We start from the raw sequence: 18,774 nt of genomic DNA on the forward strand, positions 1-18,774 counted from the left end.
ATTGTGCGCTAATGGAAGGAGAAAACCAACTCCCACGGCATATACCAAAGGTTAGCCAGCACCATCAGCAAAAGCGAGCACCAGGTCGCGCTCATGCCAGAACGACGCCAGCGGATCAGGCGGTGGTGAAAACCATAATAATGCATCAAACGCCCTGCTATCAGCAGCAGCCCACAGACGTGCACCATCCAGGTTTCTGCGCCATCCATCTCCATTAACAGCAGTAAAATTAACGCGACGGGAATGTACTCGACCGCGTTGCCGTGGATGCGGATTGCGCTTTGTAGCTCAGAAAAGCCCCCGTCACCGTACGAGACGCGGTACTGCATTCTCAGGCGCACAACATCAAATGAAAACTTAATCAGCAGTAATGCACCTAACACCGCATACAGCGCGCTGACCATACTAACTCCCTGTTTTTGGCAGATGGCACGTCTCTATGATAGGGGGTGATTTCAGAAAAGAGAAGATTGTTGTGGGATGGACGGCGCGGGGCCAACCGACGGAACCGCCTGCTGCAAGGCCTGCCAGAGAGCATCGACCAGTTCAGGCGCCTGTGCGATATCCGGCGTATGTAAAAAAAGGTACGGCGTGGTGGTGTGCTCCCATTTCGCCAGCGTTTGCAGCCAGACGGCGAACATCTCCTCATTTTGCTGCATGTTATCGCTGCCGATAAACCGGACCATCGGGTTCTGTGCCGTTACGATCGCGTGGACGGGCACTTTCGGTTTTTTGCGCTGGGCATCAACAACGGCTTCGCTGTGCGGGATTGCGCTATGTACGGGGCGGCTGTCGAGGATCACGCGGTTGACCGATCGTTCATGCAGGCCGCGATTGAGCGCTTTCTCCGCGTCGCCCTTGGCAAAGAATTCCGGATGCCTTACTTCTACGCCGTAGGTGAAGCCATGCGGCAGGGCGTCGAGAAACTGCCAGAGGGCAGGCAGGTCGCGCGGGCCAAACGTGGCGGGAAGCTGGAGCCAGTACTGGCCAATACGGTTGGCCAGAGGCGACATCCGGGTGAAAAACTCGTGGGTTAAATCATCGCAGTTGCGCAGCGCGGCGTTGTGGGAGATGGTCGCCGGGAATTTAAAGCAAAAGCGGAAGTCGTCGCTGGTTTGCTCGCGCCAGCGTTCGACGATCTCCGCGCGGGGCAGAGCGTACAGCGTGGTATTGCCCTCAACGCAGTTAAAGTGTCGGGCATACTCTTCAAGGCTGGTAATACCCAGGCGCACCCATTTCGGGTGCGACCACTGGGGCAGGCCCACGTACATCATAGCGCGCTGAGGATCTCATCCGTGCTGCGCACGCGACCGATACGCGGGAAGATATGGGTCATGCTGCCCTGGTGCTGATCCGCAGAGGCTGCGCTGCACGCATCTTCCGCGATCACCAGGTTAAAGCCCAGCTCCCAGGCGTTACGGGCGGTGGATTCCACACCGATGTTGGTGGAGATCCCGCACAGAATAATCGTGTCGATCCCGCGACGGCGCAGCTGGAGCTCCAGGTCGGTGCCGTAGAATGCGCCCCACTGGCGTTTGGTGACTTCTATATCGCTGTCGCGTTTACCGAGCGAGACAGGATATGTCCACCAGTTGTCCGGCAGCGCCTGCGCCGGGGCCTTGGCATCAACCGGCTGTTTTAACGCTTCGGCGAAATCAGCGGACCAGCCGACGCGCACCATAACAACAGGCGAGCCGCTGGCGCGGCATTTTTCTGCCAGGCGCGCAGCGCGGCTGACCACATCGTCAGCGGTGTGCGGACCACCGGCAAAAGGCAGAATGCCTTCCTGTAAATCAATGACCACAAGGGCTGTTTTGGTGGCATCAAGTGTAAACATCGTCACTCCCGTCAAATGATTGCTTTCCTACACCTTACGACGTGATGGCCTGTTATCGGTCGGATAATTTTGTTAATTTTTGTGAGAATAGGCAATAAGAGTTCAGCAAACGCGCGTCAGGCCGTGCTTCGCTCTTATCGTGCGGCAGAATTTCCAGTATAATAGCCGCCTTTTTTCATCCAGTTGTGACATACAGAAAGCTGCGACATCGTAGCCTGCGAGACAGGCGACAATCAGCCTGCGGCTAATTAAGGGATATCTCATGCGTACAGAATATTGCGGGCAGCTGCGTCAGTCCCACGTCGGGCAGCAGGTCACCCTGTGTGGTTGGGTCAATCGTCGTCGCGATCTTGGTAGCCTTATCTTTATTGATATGCGTGACCGCGAAGGTATCGTTCAGGTGTTCTTCGATCCGGATCGCGCTGATGCGTTGAAGCTGGCTTCTGAGCTGCGCAATGAGTTCTGCATTCAGGTGACGGGCACCGTGCGTGCGCGTGACGAGAAAAACGTCAACGCCGACATGGCGACCGGCGCTATCGAAGTGCTGGCGTCCGATCTGACGATCATCAACCGCGCGGAAGCGTTGCCGCTGGACTCCAACCACGTCAACACCGAAGAAGCGCGTCTGAAATACCGCTACCTGGATCTGCGTCGTCCGGAAATGGCTCAGCGCCTGAAAACCCGTGCGAAAATCACCAGCCTGGTGCGCCGTTTTATGGATGACCACGGTTTCCTTGATATCGAAACCCCGATGCTGACCAAAGCCACGCCGGAAGGCGCGCGCGACTACCTGGTGCCATCCCGCGTCCATAAAGGCAAATTCTACGCGCTGCCGCAGTCACCACAGCTTTTCAAACAGCTGCTGATGATGTCCGGCTTCGATCGCTACTATCAGATCGTGAAATGCTTCCGCGACGAAGACCTGCGCGCTGACCGTCAGCCAGAATTTACCCAGATCGATGTGGAAACCTCCTTCATGACCGCTGAGCAGGTGCGTGAGGTGATGGAAGCCCTGGTGCGTAGCCTGTGGAACGACGTGAAAGGCGTTGAGCTGGGCGATTTCCCTGTCATGACCTTCGCGGAAGCCGAGCGTCGCTACGGTTCTGACAAACCAGACCTGCGTAACCCGATGGAGCTGGTGGACGTGGCAGACCTGGTGAAAGCCGTTGAGTTCGCGGTCTTTGCTGGCCCGGCTAACGATCCGAAAGGCCGCGTGGCTGCCCTGCGCGTTCCGGGCGGTGCTGCCCTGAGCCGTAAGCAGATTGACGACTACGGCAACTTCATCAAGATCTACGGCGCGAAAGGTCTGGCCTATATTAAAGTAACCGAGCGTGCAAAAGGTCTGGAAGGCATCACCAGCCCGGTGGCGAAGTTCCTGAATGCGGACATCGTGGAAGCGATCCTTGAGCGCACCGGCGCGCAGGACGGCGACATGATCTTCTTCGGCGCAGACAACAAGAAAGTGGTTGCGGATGCGATGGGCGCGCTGCGTCTGAAGCTTGGCAAAGACCTGAACCTGACCGACGAAAGCAAATGGGCGCCGCTGTGGGTGATCGACTTCCCGATGTTTGAAGATGACGGTGAAGGCGGCCTGACCGCGATGCACCACCCGTTCACCTCGCCAAAAGAGATGACGGCGGCAGAGCTGAAAGCGGCGCCGGAAGACGCGGTGGCAAACGCCTACGATATGGTCATCAACGGCTACGAAGTGGGCGGCGGTTCCGTGCGTATTCACAGCGGTGAAATGCAGCAGACCGTGTTCGGCATTCTGGGCATTAACGAGCAGGAGCAGCGCGAGAAGTTTGGCTTCCTGCTGGACGCCCTGAAGTACGGTACCCCTCCGCACGCTGGTCTGGCCTTCGGTCTTGACCGTCTGACCATGCTGCTGACCGGCACCGACAACATCCGTGATGTGATCGCCTTCCCGAAAACCACCGCAGCGGCGTGTCTGATGACTGAAGCGCCAAGCTTTGCCAACCCGGCCGCGCTGGCTGAGCTGGGCATTGAGGTGGTGAAGAAGGAAGAGAAAAACTGATATGGCATATAAGCGTCCCGTTTCGGTTCTGGTGGTCATTTATGCAGAAGACACGAAGCGGGTGCTGATGTTGCAGCGGCGCGACGATCCGGATTTCTGGCAGTCGGTTACCGGCAGCCTGGAAGAGGGGGAGACCGCGCCGCAGGCCGCCGCGCGTGAAGTAAAGGAAGAGGTCGCCATTGATGTTGCTCGCGAGCAACTGACCCTGAAGGACTGTCAGCGCACGGTGGAGTTTGAAATTTTTAGCCATTTACGTCATCGCTATGCACCGGGCATTGAGCGCAATACGGAATCGTGGTTCTGCCTTGCGCTTCCCCATGAGCGGGAGATCGTGTTCACGGAACACCTGACCTACCGCTGGGTGAATGCGGCGGATGCCGCCGCACTGACCAAGTCGTGGAGCAACCGGCAGGCGATTGAAGAATTTGTAATTAACGCTGCCTGAGAAGGCGCGATTTTTGGAGAACTTTTTATGGCAGGTCATAGTAAGTGGGCCAACACCAAACACCGCAAAGCGGCACAGGATGCCAAACGCGGTAAAATCTTTACCAAAATCATTCGTGAGCTGGTGACAGCGGCGCGTCTGGGCGGCGGCGATCCGGCCTCTAACCCACGTCTGCGCGCAGCGGTGGATAAAGCCCTGTCCAACAACATGACGCGTGACACCCTGAACCGTGCCATCGCACGTGGCGTGGGCGGTGATGAAGACGCGAACATGGAAACCATCATTTATGAAGGTTACGGTCCTGGCGGTACGGCGGTGATGGTTGAGTGTCTGTCCGACAACCGTAACCGTACCGTTGCGGAAGTGCGCCACGCGTTCACCAAAACCGGCGGCAACCTGGGCACTGACGGTTCCGTAGCGTACCTGTTCAGCAAAAAAGGCGTCATCTCCTTCGAGAAAGGCGACGAAGATGCGATCATGGAAGCGGCGCTGGAAGCCGGTGCGGAAGACGTGGTGACCTATGACGACGGTGCTATTGATGTTTACACCGCATGGGAAGAGATGGGTGCCGTGCGCGATGCGCTGGAAGCGGCTGGCCTGAAGGCGGATAACGCTGAAGTCTCCATGATCCCGTCTACCAAAGCGGACATGGATGCGGAAACCGCACCGAAACTGCTGCGTCTGATCGACATGCTCGAAGACTGCGACGACGTGCAGGAAGTGTATCACAACGGTGAAATCTCTGATGAGGTTGCAGCGACTCTCTGATGAGAGCCTGTAAACCGTTTACGGGAGACGCGTGATGTCGATTATTCTCGGGATTGACCCCGGCTCACGCGTCACCGGCTATGGCGTTATCCGTCAGGTGGGACGCCAGCTAACCTACCTCGGCAGCGGCTGTATTCGCACCAAAGTGGACGATCTGCCATCGCGCCTGAAGCTCATCTATGCGGGCGTGTCGGAGATCATCACCCAGTTTCAGCCGGACTATTTCGCCATCGAGCAGGTCTTTATGGCGAAGAACGCTGACTCGGCGTTAAAGCTCGGTCAGGCGCGCGGCGTGGCGATTGTTGCCGCCGTGAACCAGGATCTGCCGGTGTTTGAGTACGCGGCCCGTCAGGTTAAGCAGACGGTGGTGGGCATTGGTAGCGCGGAGAAAAGCCAGGTGCAGCACATGGTGCGTACCCTGCTGAAGCTCCCTGCGAACCCGCAGGCTGACGCCGCCGATGCGCTGGCCATTGCGATTACCCACTGTCACGTCAGCCAGAATGCGATGCAAATGAGCGAGTCGCGGCTCAATCTGGCGCGAGGCAGGTTACGATAATGACAAATCAGGCTGGATGTTTATCCAGCCTTTTTTTATTATGTCGGCAGATAATTTCTTCCAGAACGCAGGAGCGTCACGTGATAGGCAGACTCAGAGGCATCATCATTGAAAAACAACCCCCGTTAGTGCTGCTGGAAGTGGGTGGCGTGGGCTATGAAGTCCATATGCCGATGACCTGCTTCTACGAGCTGCCGGAGGCGGGCAAAGAGGCGGTTGTCTTTACCCAGTTTGTGGTGCGTGAAGACGCTCAGCTGCTGTACGGCTTCAATAACAAACAGGAACGCACCCTGTTCCGCGAATTGATTAAAACCAACGGCGTCGGGCCGAAGCTGGCCCTGGCGATTCTGTCCGGTATGTCAGCGCCACAGTTTGTGAACGCCGTTGAGCGTGAAGATCCAGCTGCGTTAATTAAACTTCCGGGCATCGGGAAGAAAACCGCCGAGCGCCTGATTGTCGAGATGAAGGACCGCTTCAAAGGTCTGCATGGCGATCTGTTCACGCCGGCAGCCGATCTGGTGCTGACTTCCCCGGGCGCGCCTGCATCGGATGATGATGCCGAGCAGGAAGCGGTTGCCGCGCTGGTGGCGCTGGGCTATAAACCTCAGGAGGCCAGCCGGATGGTGAGCAAAATTGCTAAACCGGATGCCAGCAGTGAAACTCTGATTCGTGAAGCGCTGCGCGCTGCATTGTGAGGTAAAGGATGATTGAAGCAGACCGCCTGGTATCGGCAGGCACTATTCAGCCAGATGACGTGGTGGATCGCGCGATCCGTCCCAAACTGCTGGATGAGTACATCGGCCAGCCGCAGGTTCGTTCTCAGATGGAGATTTTCATCCAGGCGGCAAAGCTGCGCGGCGATGCGCTCGATCACCTGCTGATTTTTGGTCCGCCGGGGTTAGGTAAAACCACCCTGGCGAATATCGTCGCCAATGAAATGGGCGTTAACCTGCGTACCACCTCCGGCCCGGTACTGGAGAAAGCAGGGGACCTGGCGGCGATGCTGACCAACCTCGAACCGCATGACGTGCTGTTTATCGATGAGATCCACCGCCTGTCGCCGGTGGTGGAGGAAGTGCTCTATCCGGCAATGGAGGATTACCAGCTGGATATCATGATCGGTGAAGGCCCGGCCGCGCGCTCGATCAAAATCGATCTGCCACCGTTTACCCTGATTGGCGCCACGACGCGCGCCGGCTCGCTGACCTCACCGCTACGCGACCGTTTTGGTATCGTGCAGCGTCTTGAGTTTTATCAGGTGCCCGACCTTCAGCATATTGTAGGGCGCAGCGCGCGCTACATGGGGCTGGATATGAGCGAAGAGGGGGCGTTTGAAGTGGCGAAGCGCTCCCGCGGTACGCCGCGTATTGCCAACCGCCTGCTGCGCCGGGTGCGTGACTTTGCCGAGGTGAAGCACGACGGCACCATATCGGCCAAGATCGCCGCCCAGGCGCTGGATATGCTGAATGTCGATGCCGAAGGCTTTGACTATATGGACCGTAAGCTGCTGCTGGCGGTGCTGGATAAGTTCTTTGGCGGGCCGGTAGGGCTGGATAACCTGGCGGCGGCAATTGGCGAAGAGCGTGAGACTATCGAGGACGTGCTGGAGCCGTATCTGATCCAGCAGGGCTTCTTGCAGCGTACCCCGCGTGGTCGTATGGCAACGGTGCGGGCGTGGAATCATTTCGGCATTACGCCGCCCGCGCTGCCGTAAGCAGCGATAAATTGTAGCCCCGGTAAGCGAAGCGCCACCGGGGACATGCTGACTACTGCGCGGTCTTTTTCATCATACTGAAAATAAACAACACCGCCGCGCACAGTACCACCGACGGCCCCGCTGGCGTGTCATAAAACGCCGAGAAGGTTAACCCGCCCGTCACCGCAATCATTCCGATAATCACCGCGATACCGGCCATTTGCTCCGGCGTACGCGCAAAACGGCGCGCAGTGGCGGCAGGAATTATCAGCAGCGACGTGATGATCAGCGCGCCAACAAATTTCATCGCCACGCCGATGGTTAACGCCGTCACCAGCATCAACAGCAGCTTCACGTGCTGAAGCTTCACGCCATCGACAAAGGCCAGATCCGGACTGACGGTCATAGCCAGTAAATTCCGCCACTGCCACAGCAGGATCCCGAGCACCACCGCCACGCCAATGGCAATGGAAATGAGATCTTCGGGCGTGACGGCCAGCAGATCGCCAAACAGGTAGGCCATCAGATCTACGCGGATGTTTGACATCAGGCTCACTACCACCAGACCCAGCGACAGGGCGCTGTGCGCCATAATGCCGAGCAGGGTATCAATTGCCAGGTGAGGGCGTTTTTCCAGCCAGACCAGACCGGCAGCCAGCAGCAGCGTGACGACAATCACCGCATAAAACGGGTTCACGTCCAGTAACAAACCAAACGCCACACCCAGCAATGAAGCATGGGCCAGCGTATCGCCGAAATAGGACATTCTGCGCCAGACGACAAACGAGCCGAGTGGACCCGCGGCGCAGGCAAGCATAATCCCGGCCAGCCAGCCGGGCAGTAACAGTTCAATCATGAGTGTCCATTTCCCCGACGCAGGACGATTCGTCCCTGTAAATCATGGCGGTGATTGTGATTATGACGATAGATGCCCAGCTGCTCGGCGCCACGATGGCCAAACATAGAGATAAATTCCGGATGCATTGACACCACTTCTGGCGTGCCGGAACAACAAATGTGATGGTTCAGGCACAGCACTTCGTCGGTTTTGGCCATCACCAGGTGCAGATCATGGGACACCATCAGCACCGCGCAGTTTAGCTCCCGACGGAGCTGGTCAATCAGATCGTACAGCGCAACCTGACCGTTGACGTCAACACCCTGCGTCGGCTCGTCCAGGACCAGCAGCTGAGGGCTGCTGAGCAGGGCGCGGGCAAGTAATACGCGCTGGGTTTCACCGCCCGACAGCTTTTGCAAGGGCGCCTCAACAAGATGTCCCGCCTGAACGCGTTTCAGCGCCGGGAGGATATCCGCTTTACGCGTACCGGGACGGAGGCGCAGGAAGCGGCTCACCGTCAGGGGCAGGGTGGCATCGAGGTGTAATTTTTGCGGCACATAGCCGATACGCAACTTGTCTTGGCGGACGATAACACCTGCGTCAGGGGCTACCAGGCCTAATACGACGCGTACCAGCGTCGACTTGCCTGCACCGTTAGGGCCGAGCAGCGTGAGTATTTTGCCGGGCTTCAGATTCAGCGACACGTCAGAAAGGACGCGGCGCTGGCCGAATGAGACCGAAACATTTTCAAGAGAAACTAAAGTCGTCATGTCAATTTAAGCTTGCAGAAGTCATCGAATGTTATAATATCACATTCCACGCATTCATTACGATGATTAGTCGCATTATGTTACAGAAAAATACGCTTCTTTTCGCAGCTTTATCCGCTGCTCTTTGGGGTACAACAGCACAAGATGTTAACGCCGCCGTTGTCGCTTCGCTTAAACCGCTTGGATTTATCGCCTCTGCCATCGCGGATGGGGTCACTGAGACCCAGGTTCTGCTGCCTGATGGTGCTTCCGAGCATGATTATTCCCTGCGTCCATCTGATGTAAAACGCTTACAGAACGCGGACTTAGTCGTCTGGATTGGTCCTGAGATGGAAGCGTTCATGCAGAAGTCAGCCAGTCAGCTTGCCGCTGAGAAACAGGTGACGATTGCCGGGCTGTCCGGCGTGAAACCGTTACTCATGAAAGGAGCTGAGGACGAGGGTGACGAACACGACCACGACCATGCTCACGGTGAAAAAGGTGACGACCATCACCATCACGGCGAATACAACATGCATCTCTGGCTCTCCCCAGAGATAGCGCGGCTTACAGCGGTTGCAATCCACGACAAATTAGTGGAACTTATGCCGCAAAGTCGAATCAAACTCGACGCCAACCTGAAGGATTTTGAGGCTCAATTAGCTGCAACCGACAAACAGGTGGGTAACGAGCTCGCACCGCTTAAAGGAAAAGGGTACTTCGTTTTTCATGATGCCTACGGGTATTACGAGAAACATTACGGTCTGACCCCGCTGGGGCATTTTACCGTCAACCCTGAAATTCAGCCTGGTGCGCAGCGTTTACATGAAATCAGAACACAGTTGGTTGAGCAAAAAGCGACATGCGTTTTTGCTGAGCCACAGTTCAGGCCAGCGGTCGTAGAAGCCGTGGCCAGGGGAACATCCGTGCGCATGGGAACCCTTGACCCGCTAGGTACGAACATCCAGTTGAGCAAAGCGAGCTATTCGCAGTTCCTCAGCCAACTGGCGAATCAGTATGCGAGCTGCCTGAAAGGAGATTAACGAGGAAGTGAATACGTGCAACAGATAGCCCGCTCTGTCGCCCTGGCATTTAACAATCTGCCTCGACCCCACCGCGTTATGCTGGGGTCGCTTACAGTTCTCACATTAGCGGTCGCCGTCTGGCGGCCCTATGTTTACCACCCGAGTTCCGCCCCAATCATTAAAACCATCGAACTGGAGAAGAGCGAGATCCGCTCTCTGCTGCCTGAGGCCAGCGAGCCTATCGATCAGGCCGCTCAGGAAGATGAAGCGATTCCCCAGGATGAGCTGGATGACAAGATCCAGAATGAAGCCGGCATTCATGAATATGTTGTTTCTACTGGCGATACGCTGAGCAGCGTCCTGAACCAGTACGGTATCGACATGGGCAACATCAGCCAGCTCGCCGCATCCGATAAAGAGCTGCGTAACCTGAAAATTGGTCAGCAGCTTTCCTGGACCCTAACGCCCGACGGCGATCTGCAACGTCTGACCTGGGAGATGTCCCGTCGCGAAACCCGCACCTACGATCGCACTGCAAACGGTTTCAAAATGACCAGCGAATTGCAGCAGGGCGACTGGGTTAACAGCGTCATGAAAGGGACCGTCGGCGGCAGCTTTGTTTCCAGCGCACGCGATGCCGGCCTGACCAGCGCTGAAATCAGCTCGGTGATCAAAGCCATGCAGTGGCAGATGGATTTCCGCAAACTGAAAAAAGGCGATCAGTTCTCTGTCCTGATGTCCCGCGAAATGCTGGACGGTAAGCGCGAGCAGAGCCAGCTGGTGGGCGTTCGTCTGCGTTCAGACGGCAAAGACTACTACGCTATTCGCGCGGAAGACGGTAAGTTCTATGACCGCAGCGGTACGGGTCTGGCAAAAGGCTTCCTGCGTTTCCCAACGGCGAAACAGTTCCGCGTCTCCTCCAACTTTAACCCGCGTCGTCTGAACCCGGTAACTGGCCGCGTAGCGCCGCACCGTGGCGTTGACTTCGCCATGCCGCAGGGCACGCCAGTGCTGGCGGTAGGGGATGGTGAAGTGGTCATGGCGAAACGCAGCGGTGCTGCTGGCTACTACGTTGCTATTCGTCACGGTCGTACGTACACCACCCGCTACATGCACCTGCGTAAACTGCTGGTCAAACCGGGCCAGAAAGTGAAACGTGGCGATCGCATCGCGCTGTCCGGTAACACCGGCCGGTCGACGGGGCCGCACCTGCACTACGAAGTGTGGATCAACCAGCAGGCGGTTAACCCGCTGACGGCGAAACTGCCGCGCACCGAAGGGCTGACCGGCAAAGATCGCAAAGATTACCTGGCGCAGGTGAAAGAGGTGATGCCGCAGCTGCGCTTCGACTAAGCTCTCCTGATTTAAAAAGCCGGCGTCAGTATGCGCCGGCTTTTTCTTTTGTGCGCGGGCGGCAGCCTCGCTACACTATCCGAATATATTTTTGCGTCACCAGACCCTGGAACCCGCATGGAAACCAAAAAAAACAATATTGAGTACATTCCCGAGTTTGAAAAATCTTTTCGCCACCCGCGTAACTGGGGCGCCTGGCTTGGCGTATACGCGTTTGCTGGCATGGCGTTGCTACCTGCTTCCCTCCGCGATCCGGTGCTCGGCAAAGTGGGGCGCCTGGCAGGGCGCTTAGGTAAAAGCGCACGCCGCCGCGCGCAAATAAATCTGTTGTACTGTTTTCCGGATAAAAGCGACGCCGAACGCGAAGCAATCATTGATGACATGTATACCACCGCGCCACAGGCCATGGCGATGATGGCGGAACTGGCGCTGAAAGGGCCGGAGAAGATCGTCGAACGCGTTGACTGGAAAGGGCTGGAGATCATCGACGAGATGCGTCGCAATGATGAAAAGGTGATTTTCCTGGTGCCGCACGGCTGGGGGGTAGACATTCCGGCGATGTTAATGGCGTCGCAGGGCCAGAAAATGGCGGCGATGTTCCATAATCAGGGAAACAAAATCTACGACTTCGTCTGGAATACCGTGCGCCGTCGCTTTGGCGGGCGTTTGCACGCCCGAAACGATGGCATTAAGCCTTTCATTCAGTCGGTACGTCAGGGTTACTGGGGCTACTATCTGCCCGATCAGGACCACGGCCCGGAACACAGCGAGTTTGTCGATTTCTTCGCAACCTATAAAGCCACGCTACCCGCGATTGGTCGCCTGATGAAAGTCTGCCGCGCCCGCGTGATCCCACTGTTCCCGGTTTATGACGGTAAAACGCATCGCCTGAGCATTGAGGTACGTCCGCCGATGGACGATCTGCTGACCGCAGACGATCACACCATCGCACGTCGCATGAATGAAGAGGTGGAGGTGCTGGTGGGGCCGCATAAGGAGCAATATACGTGGATCCTGAAGCTGCTCAAAACGCGTAAACCTGGCGAAACAGAGCCGTACAAGCGTAAAGAGCTTTTCCCGAAGAAATAGGAAACCTTCACCCCTCTCCCCTTAGGGGAGAGGGGATTGGAGCTTACTCTACGGTCAGTACGCGGGTGGTATTGGTTGAGCCGATGGTGCTCATCACGTCACCCTGCGTCACGATAACGATATCACCGGATACCAGATAACCTTTGTCGCGCAGCAGGTTCACGGCATCGTGCGCGGCGGCCACGCCGTCGTTGGTGCTGTCGAAGTATACTGGCGTCACGCCGCGATACAGCGCCGTCAGGTTCAGCGTACGCTCGTGACGGGACATGGCGAAGATCGGCAGACCGGAGCTGATACGGGACGTCATTAGCGCGGTACGGCCAGATTCGGTCATGGTGATGATCGCCGTGACCCCTTTCAGGTGGTTGGCTGCGTACATCGCAGACATCGCAATCGCTTCTTCCACATTGTCGAACTGGATATCCAGGCGGTGCTTGGAGACGTTAATGCTTGGGATCTTCTCTGCACCCAGGCACACGCGCGCCATGGCGGCCACGGTTTCTGCCGGATACTGACCTGCCGCGGTTTCCGCTGACAGCATCACCGCATCGGTACCATCCAGCACGGCGTTCGCCACGTCCATGACTTCCGCACGGGTTGGCATTGGGTTGGTGATCATGGATTCCATCATCTGGGTGGCGGTGATCACCGCGCGGTTCAGCTGACGCGCGCGACGGATCAGCGCTTTCTGGATACCGACCAGTTCAGGGTCGCCAATTTCCACGCCCAGGTCACCACGGGCAACCATCACCACGTCAGACGCCAGGATCACGTCGTCCATCGCGTCCTGATCGCAGACCGCTTCAGCGCGTTCCACTTTCGCAACGATTTTCGCATCGCAGCCTGCATCGCGCGCCAGGCGGCGAGCATAGTTCAGATCTTCGCCGCAGCGCGGGAAGGAGACGGCCAGATAATCCACGCCGATCTGTGCTGCGGTCACGATATCCGCTTTGTCTTTATCGGTCAGCGCTTCGGCAGACAGGCCACCGCCGAGTTTGTTGATGCCTTTGTTGTTGGAGAGCGGGCCGCCGACGGTCACTTCGGTGAATACCTTCATACCCTGAACTTCCAGCACTTTCAGCTGTACGCGTCCGTCGTCCAGCAGCAGGATGTCGCCAGGCACAACGTCAGCAGGCAGACCTTTGTAGTCGATACCCACTTTTTCCTTATCGCCTTCGCCTTTGCTCAGGTTGGCATCCAGCAGGAATTTATCGCCGATGTTGAGGAAGACTTTGCCTTCTTTAAAGGTCGATACGCGGATTTTTGGACCTTGCAGGTCACCGAGGATAGCAACATGGCGGCCCAGTTTAGCTGCGATTTCACGCACTTTGTCGGCACGTAATTTATGGTCTTCTGGCGTACCGTGAGAGAAGTTCATGCGCACCACGTTGGCACCCGCGGCGATAATCTTTTCGAGGTTATTATCGCGGTCGGTGGCCGGGCCTAAGGTGGTGACGATCTTGGTTCTGCGAAGCCTTCTGGACATGTAATACTCCGTTGACTGAAACAACTTTGGTGTTGCGTGAACATAGAATCGGCCTTCATCTATCGCAAGGCAGTAGCGAGGGGACCGAATGCCGTAAATCGTACATCGTAGTTATTAGGGAACATCGCTCTTTATAAGCAATTCTTTATCAAAACGCGATTCTTTCAGGGCTTCCTTGACCCGCTTCAAGTTATCCCGGAATTTTGCGCCCCGGCGTAAGGTAAAACCGGTCGCCAGCACGTCGATGACCGTCAACTGCGCCAGGCGGGAGACCATCGGCATGTACATGTCGGTGTCCTCCGGTACGTCCAGGGTAATAGCGAGCGTCGCTTCCCTGGCCAGCGGCGTACCTGCCGTCGTCAGGGCGATGACCATCGCATCGTTGTCACGCGCGAGCTGCGCCAGCTCCACCTGGCTCTTGGTGCGGCCCGTATGGGAGATGAGTACCACGACATCATCTTCACTACAATTCATACAGCTCATGCGTTGCAGCACAATGTCATCGGAGTAAATCACCGGCACGTTAAAGCGAAAGAACTTATTCATGGCGTCATGCGCCACGGCGGCGGACGAGCCAAGGCCAAAGAAGGCAATCCGTTTGGCCTGCGTGAGAAGATCGACCGCGCGATTCACTGAACTCATGTCCAGAGACTGGCGAACGTGGTCGAGCGTGGCCATAGCCGATTCAAATATTTTTGCGGTGTAAGCATCAACGCTGTCGTCTTCATCTACATTGCGATTAACATACGGGGTGCCGTTTGCCAGACTTTGGGCCAGATGCAGTTTAAAATCAGGAAAACCGCGCGTGTCCAGACTACGACAGAATCGATTGACCGTCGGTTCGCTGACGCCCGATTCCTGTGCCAGAGCGGCGATGCTTGAATGAATCGCCTGAGCGGGCGCGGCGAGAATAACTTCAGCCACTTTGCGCTCGGATTTGCTAAGGTGTTCCAGTTGAAACTGGATTTTTTCCAGCATGTTCATTGTTAACAAGACGCTCATGAGGGCATAAACGATTTCATAAAGAGATGAAATCTTGATTCGATTTAGCCGATATTACCCCCGGGACTCCCGAAAGGGTAATCGTCGACAAGAAATGTTGTTGTTTTTTTTCATTACTTGATCGACGTCGGGTTTTGCTCTAACCCTGTTGCGCAAAGAATCGACGTTTGTTGCGTCATCAGACGGGCGTAATGGCCCGGGCGACGAAAAATCACCGTATCGCACGCGACGTTAAGCGCTAATGGTTTCAGGAAACGCGTAAAAGCAGTACAGTGCATTGTAATAAAATTACAACGATACCTGGCAGAGTACCAGGCGATCTAACTGAGGAGAATGACATGGCGGTAACGCAAACAGCCCAGGCATGTGACCTGGTCATTTTCGGCGCGAAAGGCGATCTTGCACGCCGAAAATTGCTGCCTTCCCTGTATCAGCTCGAAAAAGCGGGCCAGATCCATCCCGACACCCGAATCCTTGGGGTAGGGCGCGCAGACTGGGATAAGGAGGCTTATACCAAAGTCGTGCGCGAGGCGCTCGAAACGTTCATGAAAGAGAAAATCGATGAAAGCCTTTGGGATAAGCTGAGCGGGCGTCTCGATTTCTGCAACCTGGACGTCAACGATGTAGGCGCCTTTACCCGTCTGGGTGAAATGCTTGACCAGGAAAATCGTGTCACTATTAACTATTTCGCGATGCCGCCAAGCACCTTCGGCGCCATCTGCAAAGGTCTGGGCGAGGCGAAGCTGAACGCCAAACCGGCGCGCGTGGTAATGGAGAAACCGCTGGGTACGTCGCTGGCGACCTCGCGTGAAATCAACGACCAGGTGGGCGAGTTCTTTGAGGAGTGTCAGGTTTACCGTATTGACCACTATCTGGGCAAAGAGACGGTATTGAACCTGCTGGCGCTGCGTTTTGCCAACTCCCTGTTTGTGAACAACTGGGACAACCGCACTATCGACCACGTGGAAATTACCGTGGCGGAAGAGGTGGGCATCGAAGGCCGTTGGGGCTACTTCGACCAGGCCGGCCAGATGCGGGACATGATCCAGAACCATCTGCTGCAAATTCTGTGCATGATTGCCATGTCTCCACCGTCAGATCTGACGGCCGACAGCATTCGTGATGCCAAAGTGAAAGTGCTGAAATCACTGCGCCGTATTGACCGCTCCAACGTGCGTGAGAAAACCGTGCGCGGCCAGTACACCGCAGGTTTTGCCCAGGGGAAAAAAGTTCCTGGCTATCTGGAAGAAGAGGGCGCGAACAAGTCCAGCAACACCGAGACGTTTGTGGCGATCCGTGTGGATATCGACGACTGGCGCTGGGCCGGTGTGCCGTTCTACCTGCGTACCGGTAAACGTCTGCCGGCAAAATGCTCCGAAGTGGTGGTCTACTTCAAAAATCCGGAACTGAACCTGTTCAAAGAATCCTGGCAGGAACTGCCGCAGAACAAACTGACCATCCGTCTGCAACCGGACGAGGGTGTGGATATTCAGATCCTGAATAAAGTGCCGGGCCTTGATCACAAACACAACCTGCAAACTACCAAGCTGGACCTGAGCTACTCTGAAACCTTCAACCAGACGCATCTCGCCGATGCTTACGAGCGTTTGTTGCTGGAAACCATGCGTGGTATCCAGGCGCTGTTCGTCCGCCGCGATGAAGTGGAAGAAGCGTGGAAGTGGGTCGACTCCATCACCGAAGCGTGGGCAGCCGATCAGGACGCGCCAAAACCGTATCAGGCGGGAACCTGGGGACCTGTCGCCTCCGTTGCGATGATCACCCGTGATGGCCGCTCCTGGAACGAGTTTGAATAACCACGTTCTCTAGCCCAAAGGTGTTATTTTACCGGTAACATGATCTAACACAGCAAGTGGCATAATTTTTATCTTTTAAGCTCCGCGTGGATTCACCCGCGGAGCTTTTTTTATTACACTCCCTTCAGACATTTTGCCCCTGTGCTCCGGATATCAGGCGTTTCAGCGTTGTTAACAACCGTCAGAAACTGTGTAAACTCCCGAGCCTGGACAGATAAATTAGAGGAGCTTTTATGAATCCGACATTGTTACGCGTAACACAACGCATCGTTGAACGCTCGAAAGAGACCCGTGCTGCCTACCTTGCCCGCATCGAACAGGCGAAGAGTGAAACTGTCCATCGCTCTCAGCTGGCCTGCGGGAATCTGGCCCACGGCTTTGCGGCCTGCCAGCCTGGTGATAAAGACGCGCTGAAAAGCATGTTGCGTAACAATATCGCCATCATTACCTCCTATAACGACATGCTTTCAGCCCACCAGCCGTATGAGGCCTACCCGGCTATCATCCGCAATGCGCTGCACAGCGTGAACGCGGTGGGCCAGGTTGCAGGCGGCGTGCCGGCCATGTGTGATGGCGTAACCCAGGGCCAGGACGGTATGGAGCTGTCCTTGCTGAGCCGCGAAGTGATCGCCATGTCGGCGGCAGTGGGCCTCTCTCACAACATGTTTGATGGCGCGCTCTATCTGGGCGTGTGCGACAAAATCGTCCCGGGGCTGGTGATGGCCGCGCTGTCGTTTGGCCATCTGCCAGCGATTTTTGTGCCGTCAGGCCCGATGGCTAGTGGTCTGCCAAACAAGGAAAAAGTCCGTATCCGCCAGCTGTATGCCGAAGGAAAAGCGGACCGTCAGGCGCTGCTGGAAGCAGAAGCCGCGTCCTATCATGCGCCGGGCACCTGTACGTTCTACGGTACGGCCAACACCAACCAGATGGTCGTGGAGTTTATGGGTATGCAGCTGCCGGGCTCGTCGTTCATCCAGCCGGATGCGCCACTGCGTAAAGCGCTGACCGAAGCCGCAGCCCGTCAGGTGACGCGCCTGACCGGTAACGGCAACGAGTGGATGCCAATGGGCAAAATGGTGGATGAAAAAGTCATCGTAAACGGGATTGTCGCCCTGTTGGCGACCGGCGGTTCAACCAACCATACCATGCACCTTGTCGCGATGGCGCGCGCGGCGGGCATTCTGATCAACTGGGATGACTTCTCCGATATCTCCTCCGTGGTACCGCTGATGGCGCGTCTGTACCCGAACGGTCCGGCGGACATCAACCACTTCCAGGCCGCGGGCGGCGTGCCGGTGCTGATGCGCGAGCTGCTGAAAGGCGGCCTGCTGCATGAGGATGTCAACACGGTGGCGGGCTTTGGCCTGCATCGCTATACCCTTGAACCCTGGCTGAACAACGGTGAGCTGGACTGGCGCGAAGGGGCGAGCGACTCGCTCGATCCTCAGGTTATCGCAACCTTCGAACAGCCGTTCTCTCCTCACGGCGGCACCAAAGTGCTGAGCGGTAACCTTGGACGTGCCGTGATGAAAACCTCTGCCGTGCCGGAAGAGAATCAGGTTATTGAAGCCCCGGCGGTGGTGTTTGAAAGCCAGCACGACGTTTTACCTGCCTTTGACGCGGGTCTGCTTGATAAAGACTGTGTGGTCGTGGTGCGTCATCAGGGACCAAAAGCGAACGGGATGCCAGAATTACATAAACTTATGCCGCCGCTTGGTGTATTATTGGACCGCCGTTTCAAAATCGCACTGGTAACCGATGGACGCCTTTCAGGGGCATCCGGTAAAGTGCCTTCAGCGATTCATGTCACCCCGGAAGCCTACGACGGCGGCCTGCTGGCGAAAGTGCGTGATGGTGACATGATCCGCGTTAACGGTCAGACAGGCGAGTTAACCCTGTTGGTGGATGAAGCAGAGCTGGCGGCGCGTCAGCCACATATTCCTGACCTGAGCGCGTCACGCGTGGGTACCGGACGCGAAATGTTTGGTGCGTTGCGTGAGAAACTCTCCGGTGCGGAGCAGGGCGCAACCTGTATTACGTTTTAAGACGACTTGATTTTAACGATCTGGCGAGAGAAAACT

The 18,774-nt window shown here is 56.5% G+C and carries 18 protein-coding genes; 11 read left to right on the forward strand and 7 right to left on the reverse strand.

Annotated elements, in window-relative coordinates:
* Positions 1-8: 8 nt before the first annotated feature.
* The 3 genes from INF61_RS07240 to INF61_RS07250 are packed head-to-tail and all read right to left on the reverse strand — an operon-like array spanning position 9 to position 1,837.
* Positions 9-404 (reverse strand): MAPEG family protein, encoded by a 396-nt coding sequence (locus tag INF61_RS07240; protein ID WP_003859737.1) that lies wholly within the window; start codon positions 402-404, stop codon positions 9-11.
* A 51-nt stretch (positions 405-455) separates the two neighbouring features.
* Positions 456-1,274, reverse strand: a complete 819-nt coding sequence (locus tag INF61_RS07245) for a DUF72 domain-containing protein (RefSeq protein ID WP_023303897.1) — start codon at positions 1,272-1,274, stop codon at positions 456-458.
* Positions 1,271-1,837: a hydrolase gene (locus INF61_RS07250; RefSeq protein WP_015570278.1), complete on the reverse strand. Its 567-nt coding sequence runs from the start codon at positions 1,835-1,837 to the stop codon at positions 1,271-1,273. The genes INF61_RS07245 and INF61_RS07250 overlap by 4 nt, the downstream gene beginning before the upstream one ends.
* Positions 1,838-2,099: 262 nt before the next feature.
* Here INF61_RS07250 and aspS point away from each other — a divergent pair, with 262 nt between their 5' ends.
* The 6 genes from aspS (at position 2,100) to ruvB (ending at position 7,355) form a co-directional block, all read left to right on the forward strand.
* The gene (aspS, locus tag INF61_RS07255) at positions 2,100-3,872 is read left to right on the forward strand and encodes an aspartate--tRNA ligase (protein ID WP_017384352.1); all 1,773 of its coding nucleotides are present in this window, start codon (positions 2,100-2,102) and stop codon (positions 3,870-3,872) included.
* A 1-nt stretch (position 3,873) separates the two neighbouring features.
* On the forward strand, positions 3,874-4,317 hold the full coding sequence (nudB, locus tag INF61_RS07260; protein ID WP_006811037.1) for a dihydroneopterin triphosphate diphosphatase: 444 nt from the start codon (positions 3,874-3,876) through the stop codon (positions 4,315-4,317).
* Between the two features lie 27 nt (positions 4,318-4,344).
* Positions 4,345-5,085, forward strand: coding sequence for a YebC/PmpR family DNA-binding transcriptional regulator (locus INF61_RS07265; protein ID WP_003859747.1), 741 nt, complete (start codon positions 4,345-4,347; stop codon positions 5,083-5,085).
* Positions 5,086-5,119: 34 nt separating this feature from the next.
* Positions 5,120-5,641: a crossover junction endodeoxyribonuclease RuvC gene (gene ruvC / locus INF61_RS07270; protein ID WP_003859749.1), complete on the forward strand. Its 522-nt coding sequence runs from the start codon at positions 5,120-5,122 to the stop codon at positions 5,639-5,641.
* Positions 5,642-5,721: 80 nt separating this feature from the next.
* Entirely contained in the window at positions 5,722-6,336 is a 615-nt protein-coding gene (ruvA, locus tag INF61_RS07275) for a Holliday junction branch migration protein RuvA (RefSeq protein ID WP_003859751.1), read from the forward strand.
* Positions 6,337-6,344: 8 nt separating this feature from the next.
* Positions 6,345-7,355 carry a Holliday junction branch migration DNA helicase RuvB gene (gene ruvB / locus INF61_RS07280; RefSeq protein ID WP_193547651.1) on the forward strand — a complete coding sequence of 337 codons (1,011 nt, stop codon included), beginning with the start codon at positions 6,345-6,347 and terminating at the stop codon, positions 7,353-7,355.
* Positions 7,356-7,407: 52 nt separating this feature from the next.
* On the opposite strand, the gene znuB is transcribed toward ruvB, so the two are convergent.
* On the reverse strand, positions 7,408-8,193 hold the full coding sequence (znuB, locus tag INF61_RS07285) for a zinc ABC transporter permease subunit ZnuB (protein ID WP_193547652.1): 786 nt from the start codon (positions 8,191-8,193) through the stop codon (positions 7,408-7,410).
* On the reverse strand, positions 8,190-8,945 hold the full coding sequence (znuC, locus tag INF61_RS07290; protein WP_017384350.1) for a zinc ABC transporter ATP-binding protein ZnuC: 756 nt from the start codon (positions 8,943-8,945) through the stop codon (positions 8,190-8,192). The genes znuB and znuC overlap by 4 nt, the downstream gene beginning before the upstream one ends.
* Before the next feature lie 77 nt (positions 8,946-9,022).
* Between znuC and znuA the strand changes: the two genes are divergently transcribed.
* From znuA to lpxM, 3 genes are all read left to right on the forward strand, one after another.
* A complete protein-coding gene (znuA, locus tag INF61_RS07295; RefSeq protein WP_026080689.1) occupies positions 9,023-9,967 on the forward strand; it encodes a zinc ABC transporter substrate-binding protein ZnuA in 945 nt (314 codons plus the stop codon).
* 15 nt (positions 9,968-9,982) lie between these two features.
* Entirely contained in the window at positions 9,983-11,302 is a 1,320-nt protein-coding gene (mepM, locus tag INF61_RS07300) for a murein DD-endopeptidase MepM (protein WP_003859762.1), read from the forward strand.
* 117 nt (positions 11,303-11,419) lie between these two features.
* Entirely contained in the window at positions 11,420-12,391 is a 972-nt protein-coding gene (gene lpxM / locus INF61_RS07305) for a lauroyl-Kdo(2)-lipid IV(A) myristoyltransferase (RefSeq protein ID WP_015570283.1), read from the forward strand.
* A 43-nt stretch (positions 12,392-12,434) separates the two neighbouring features.
* Here lpxM and pyk read toward each other — a convergent pair whose 3' ends face one another.
* Both pyk and INF61_RS07315 read right to left on the reverse strand, forming a co-directional pair.
* Complete coding sequence (gene pyk, locus INF61_RS07310; RefSeq protein ID WP_003859767.1) at positions 12,435-13,877, reverse strand: pyruvate kinase; 1,443 nt, start codon at positions 13,875-13,877, stop codon at positions 12,435-12,437.
* A 114-nt stretch (positions 13,878-13,991) separates the two neighbouring features.
* Complete coding sequence (locus INF61_RS07315) at positions 13,992-14,861, reverse strand: MurR/RpiR family transcriptional regulator (RefSeq protein WP_003859769.1); 870 nt, start codon at positions 14,859-14,861, stop codon at positions 13,992-13,994.
* Positions 14,862-15,217: 356 nt separating this feature from the next.
* Between INF61_RS07315 and zwf the strand changes: the two genes are divergently transcribed.
* Together zwf and edd are read left to right on the forward strand one after the other, a co-directional pair.
* On the forward strand, positions 15,218-16,693 hold the full coding sequence (gene zwf / locus INF61_RS07320) for a glucose-6-phosphate dehydrogenase (RefSeq protein WP_003859771.1): 1,476 nt from the start codon (positions 15,218-15,220) through the stop codon (positions 16,691-16,693).
* A gap of 233 nt (positions 16,694-16,926) precedes the next feature.
* Positions 16,927-18,738, forward strand: a complete 1,812-nt coding sequence (edd, locus tag INF61_RS07325; protein WP_017384346.1) for a phosphogluconate dehydratase — start codon at positions 16,927-16,929, stop codon at positions 18,736-18,738.
* Positions 18,739-18,774 lie beyond the last annotated feature (36 nt).

The organism is Enterobacter cloacae complex sp. P18RS (assembly GCF_014982105.1).
Classification (GTDB): Bacteria; Pseudomonadota; Gammaproteobacteria; order Enterobacterales; family Enterobacteriaceae; genus Enterobacter; species Enterobacter hormaechei_C.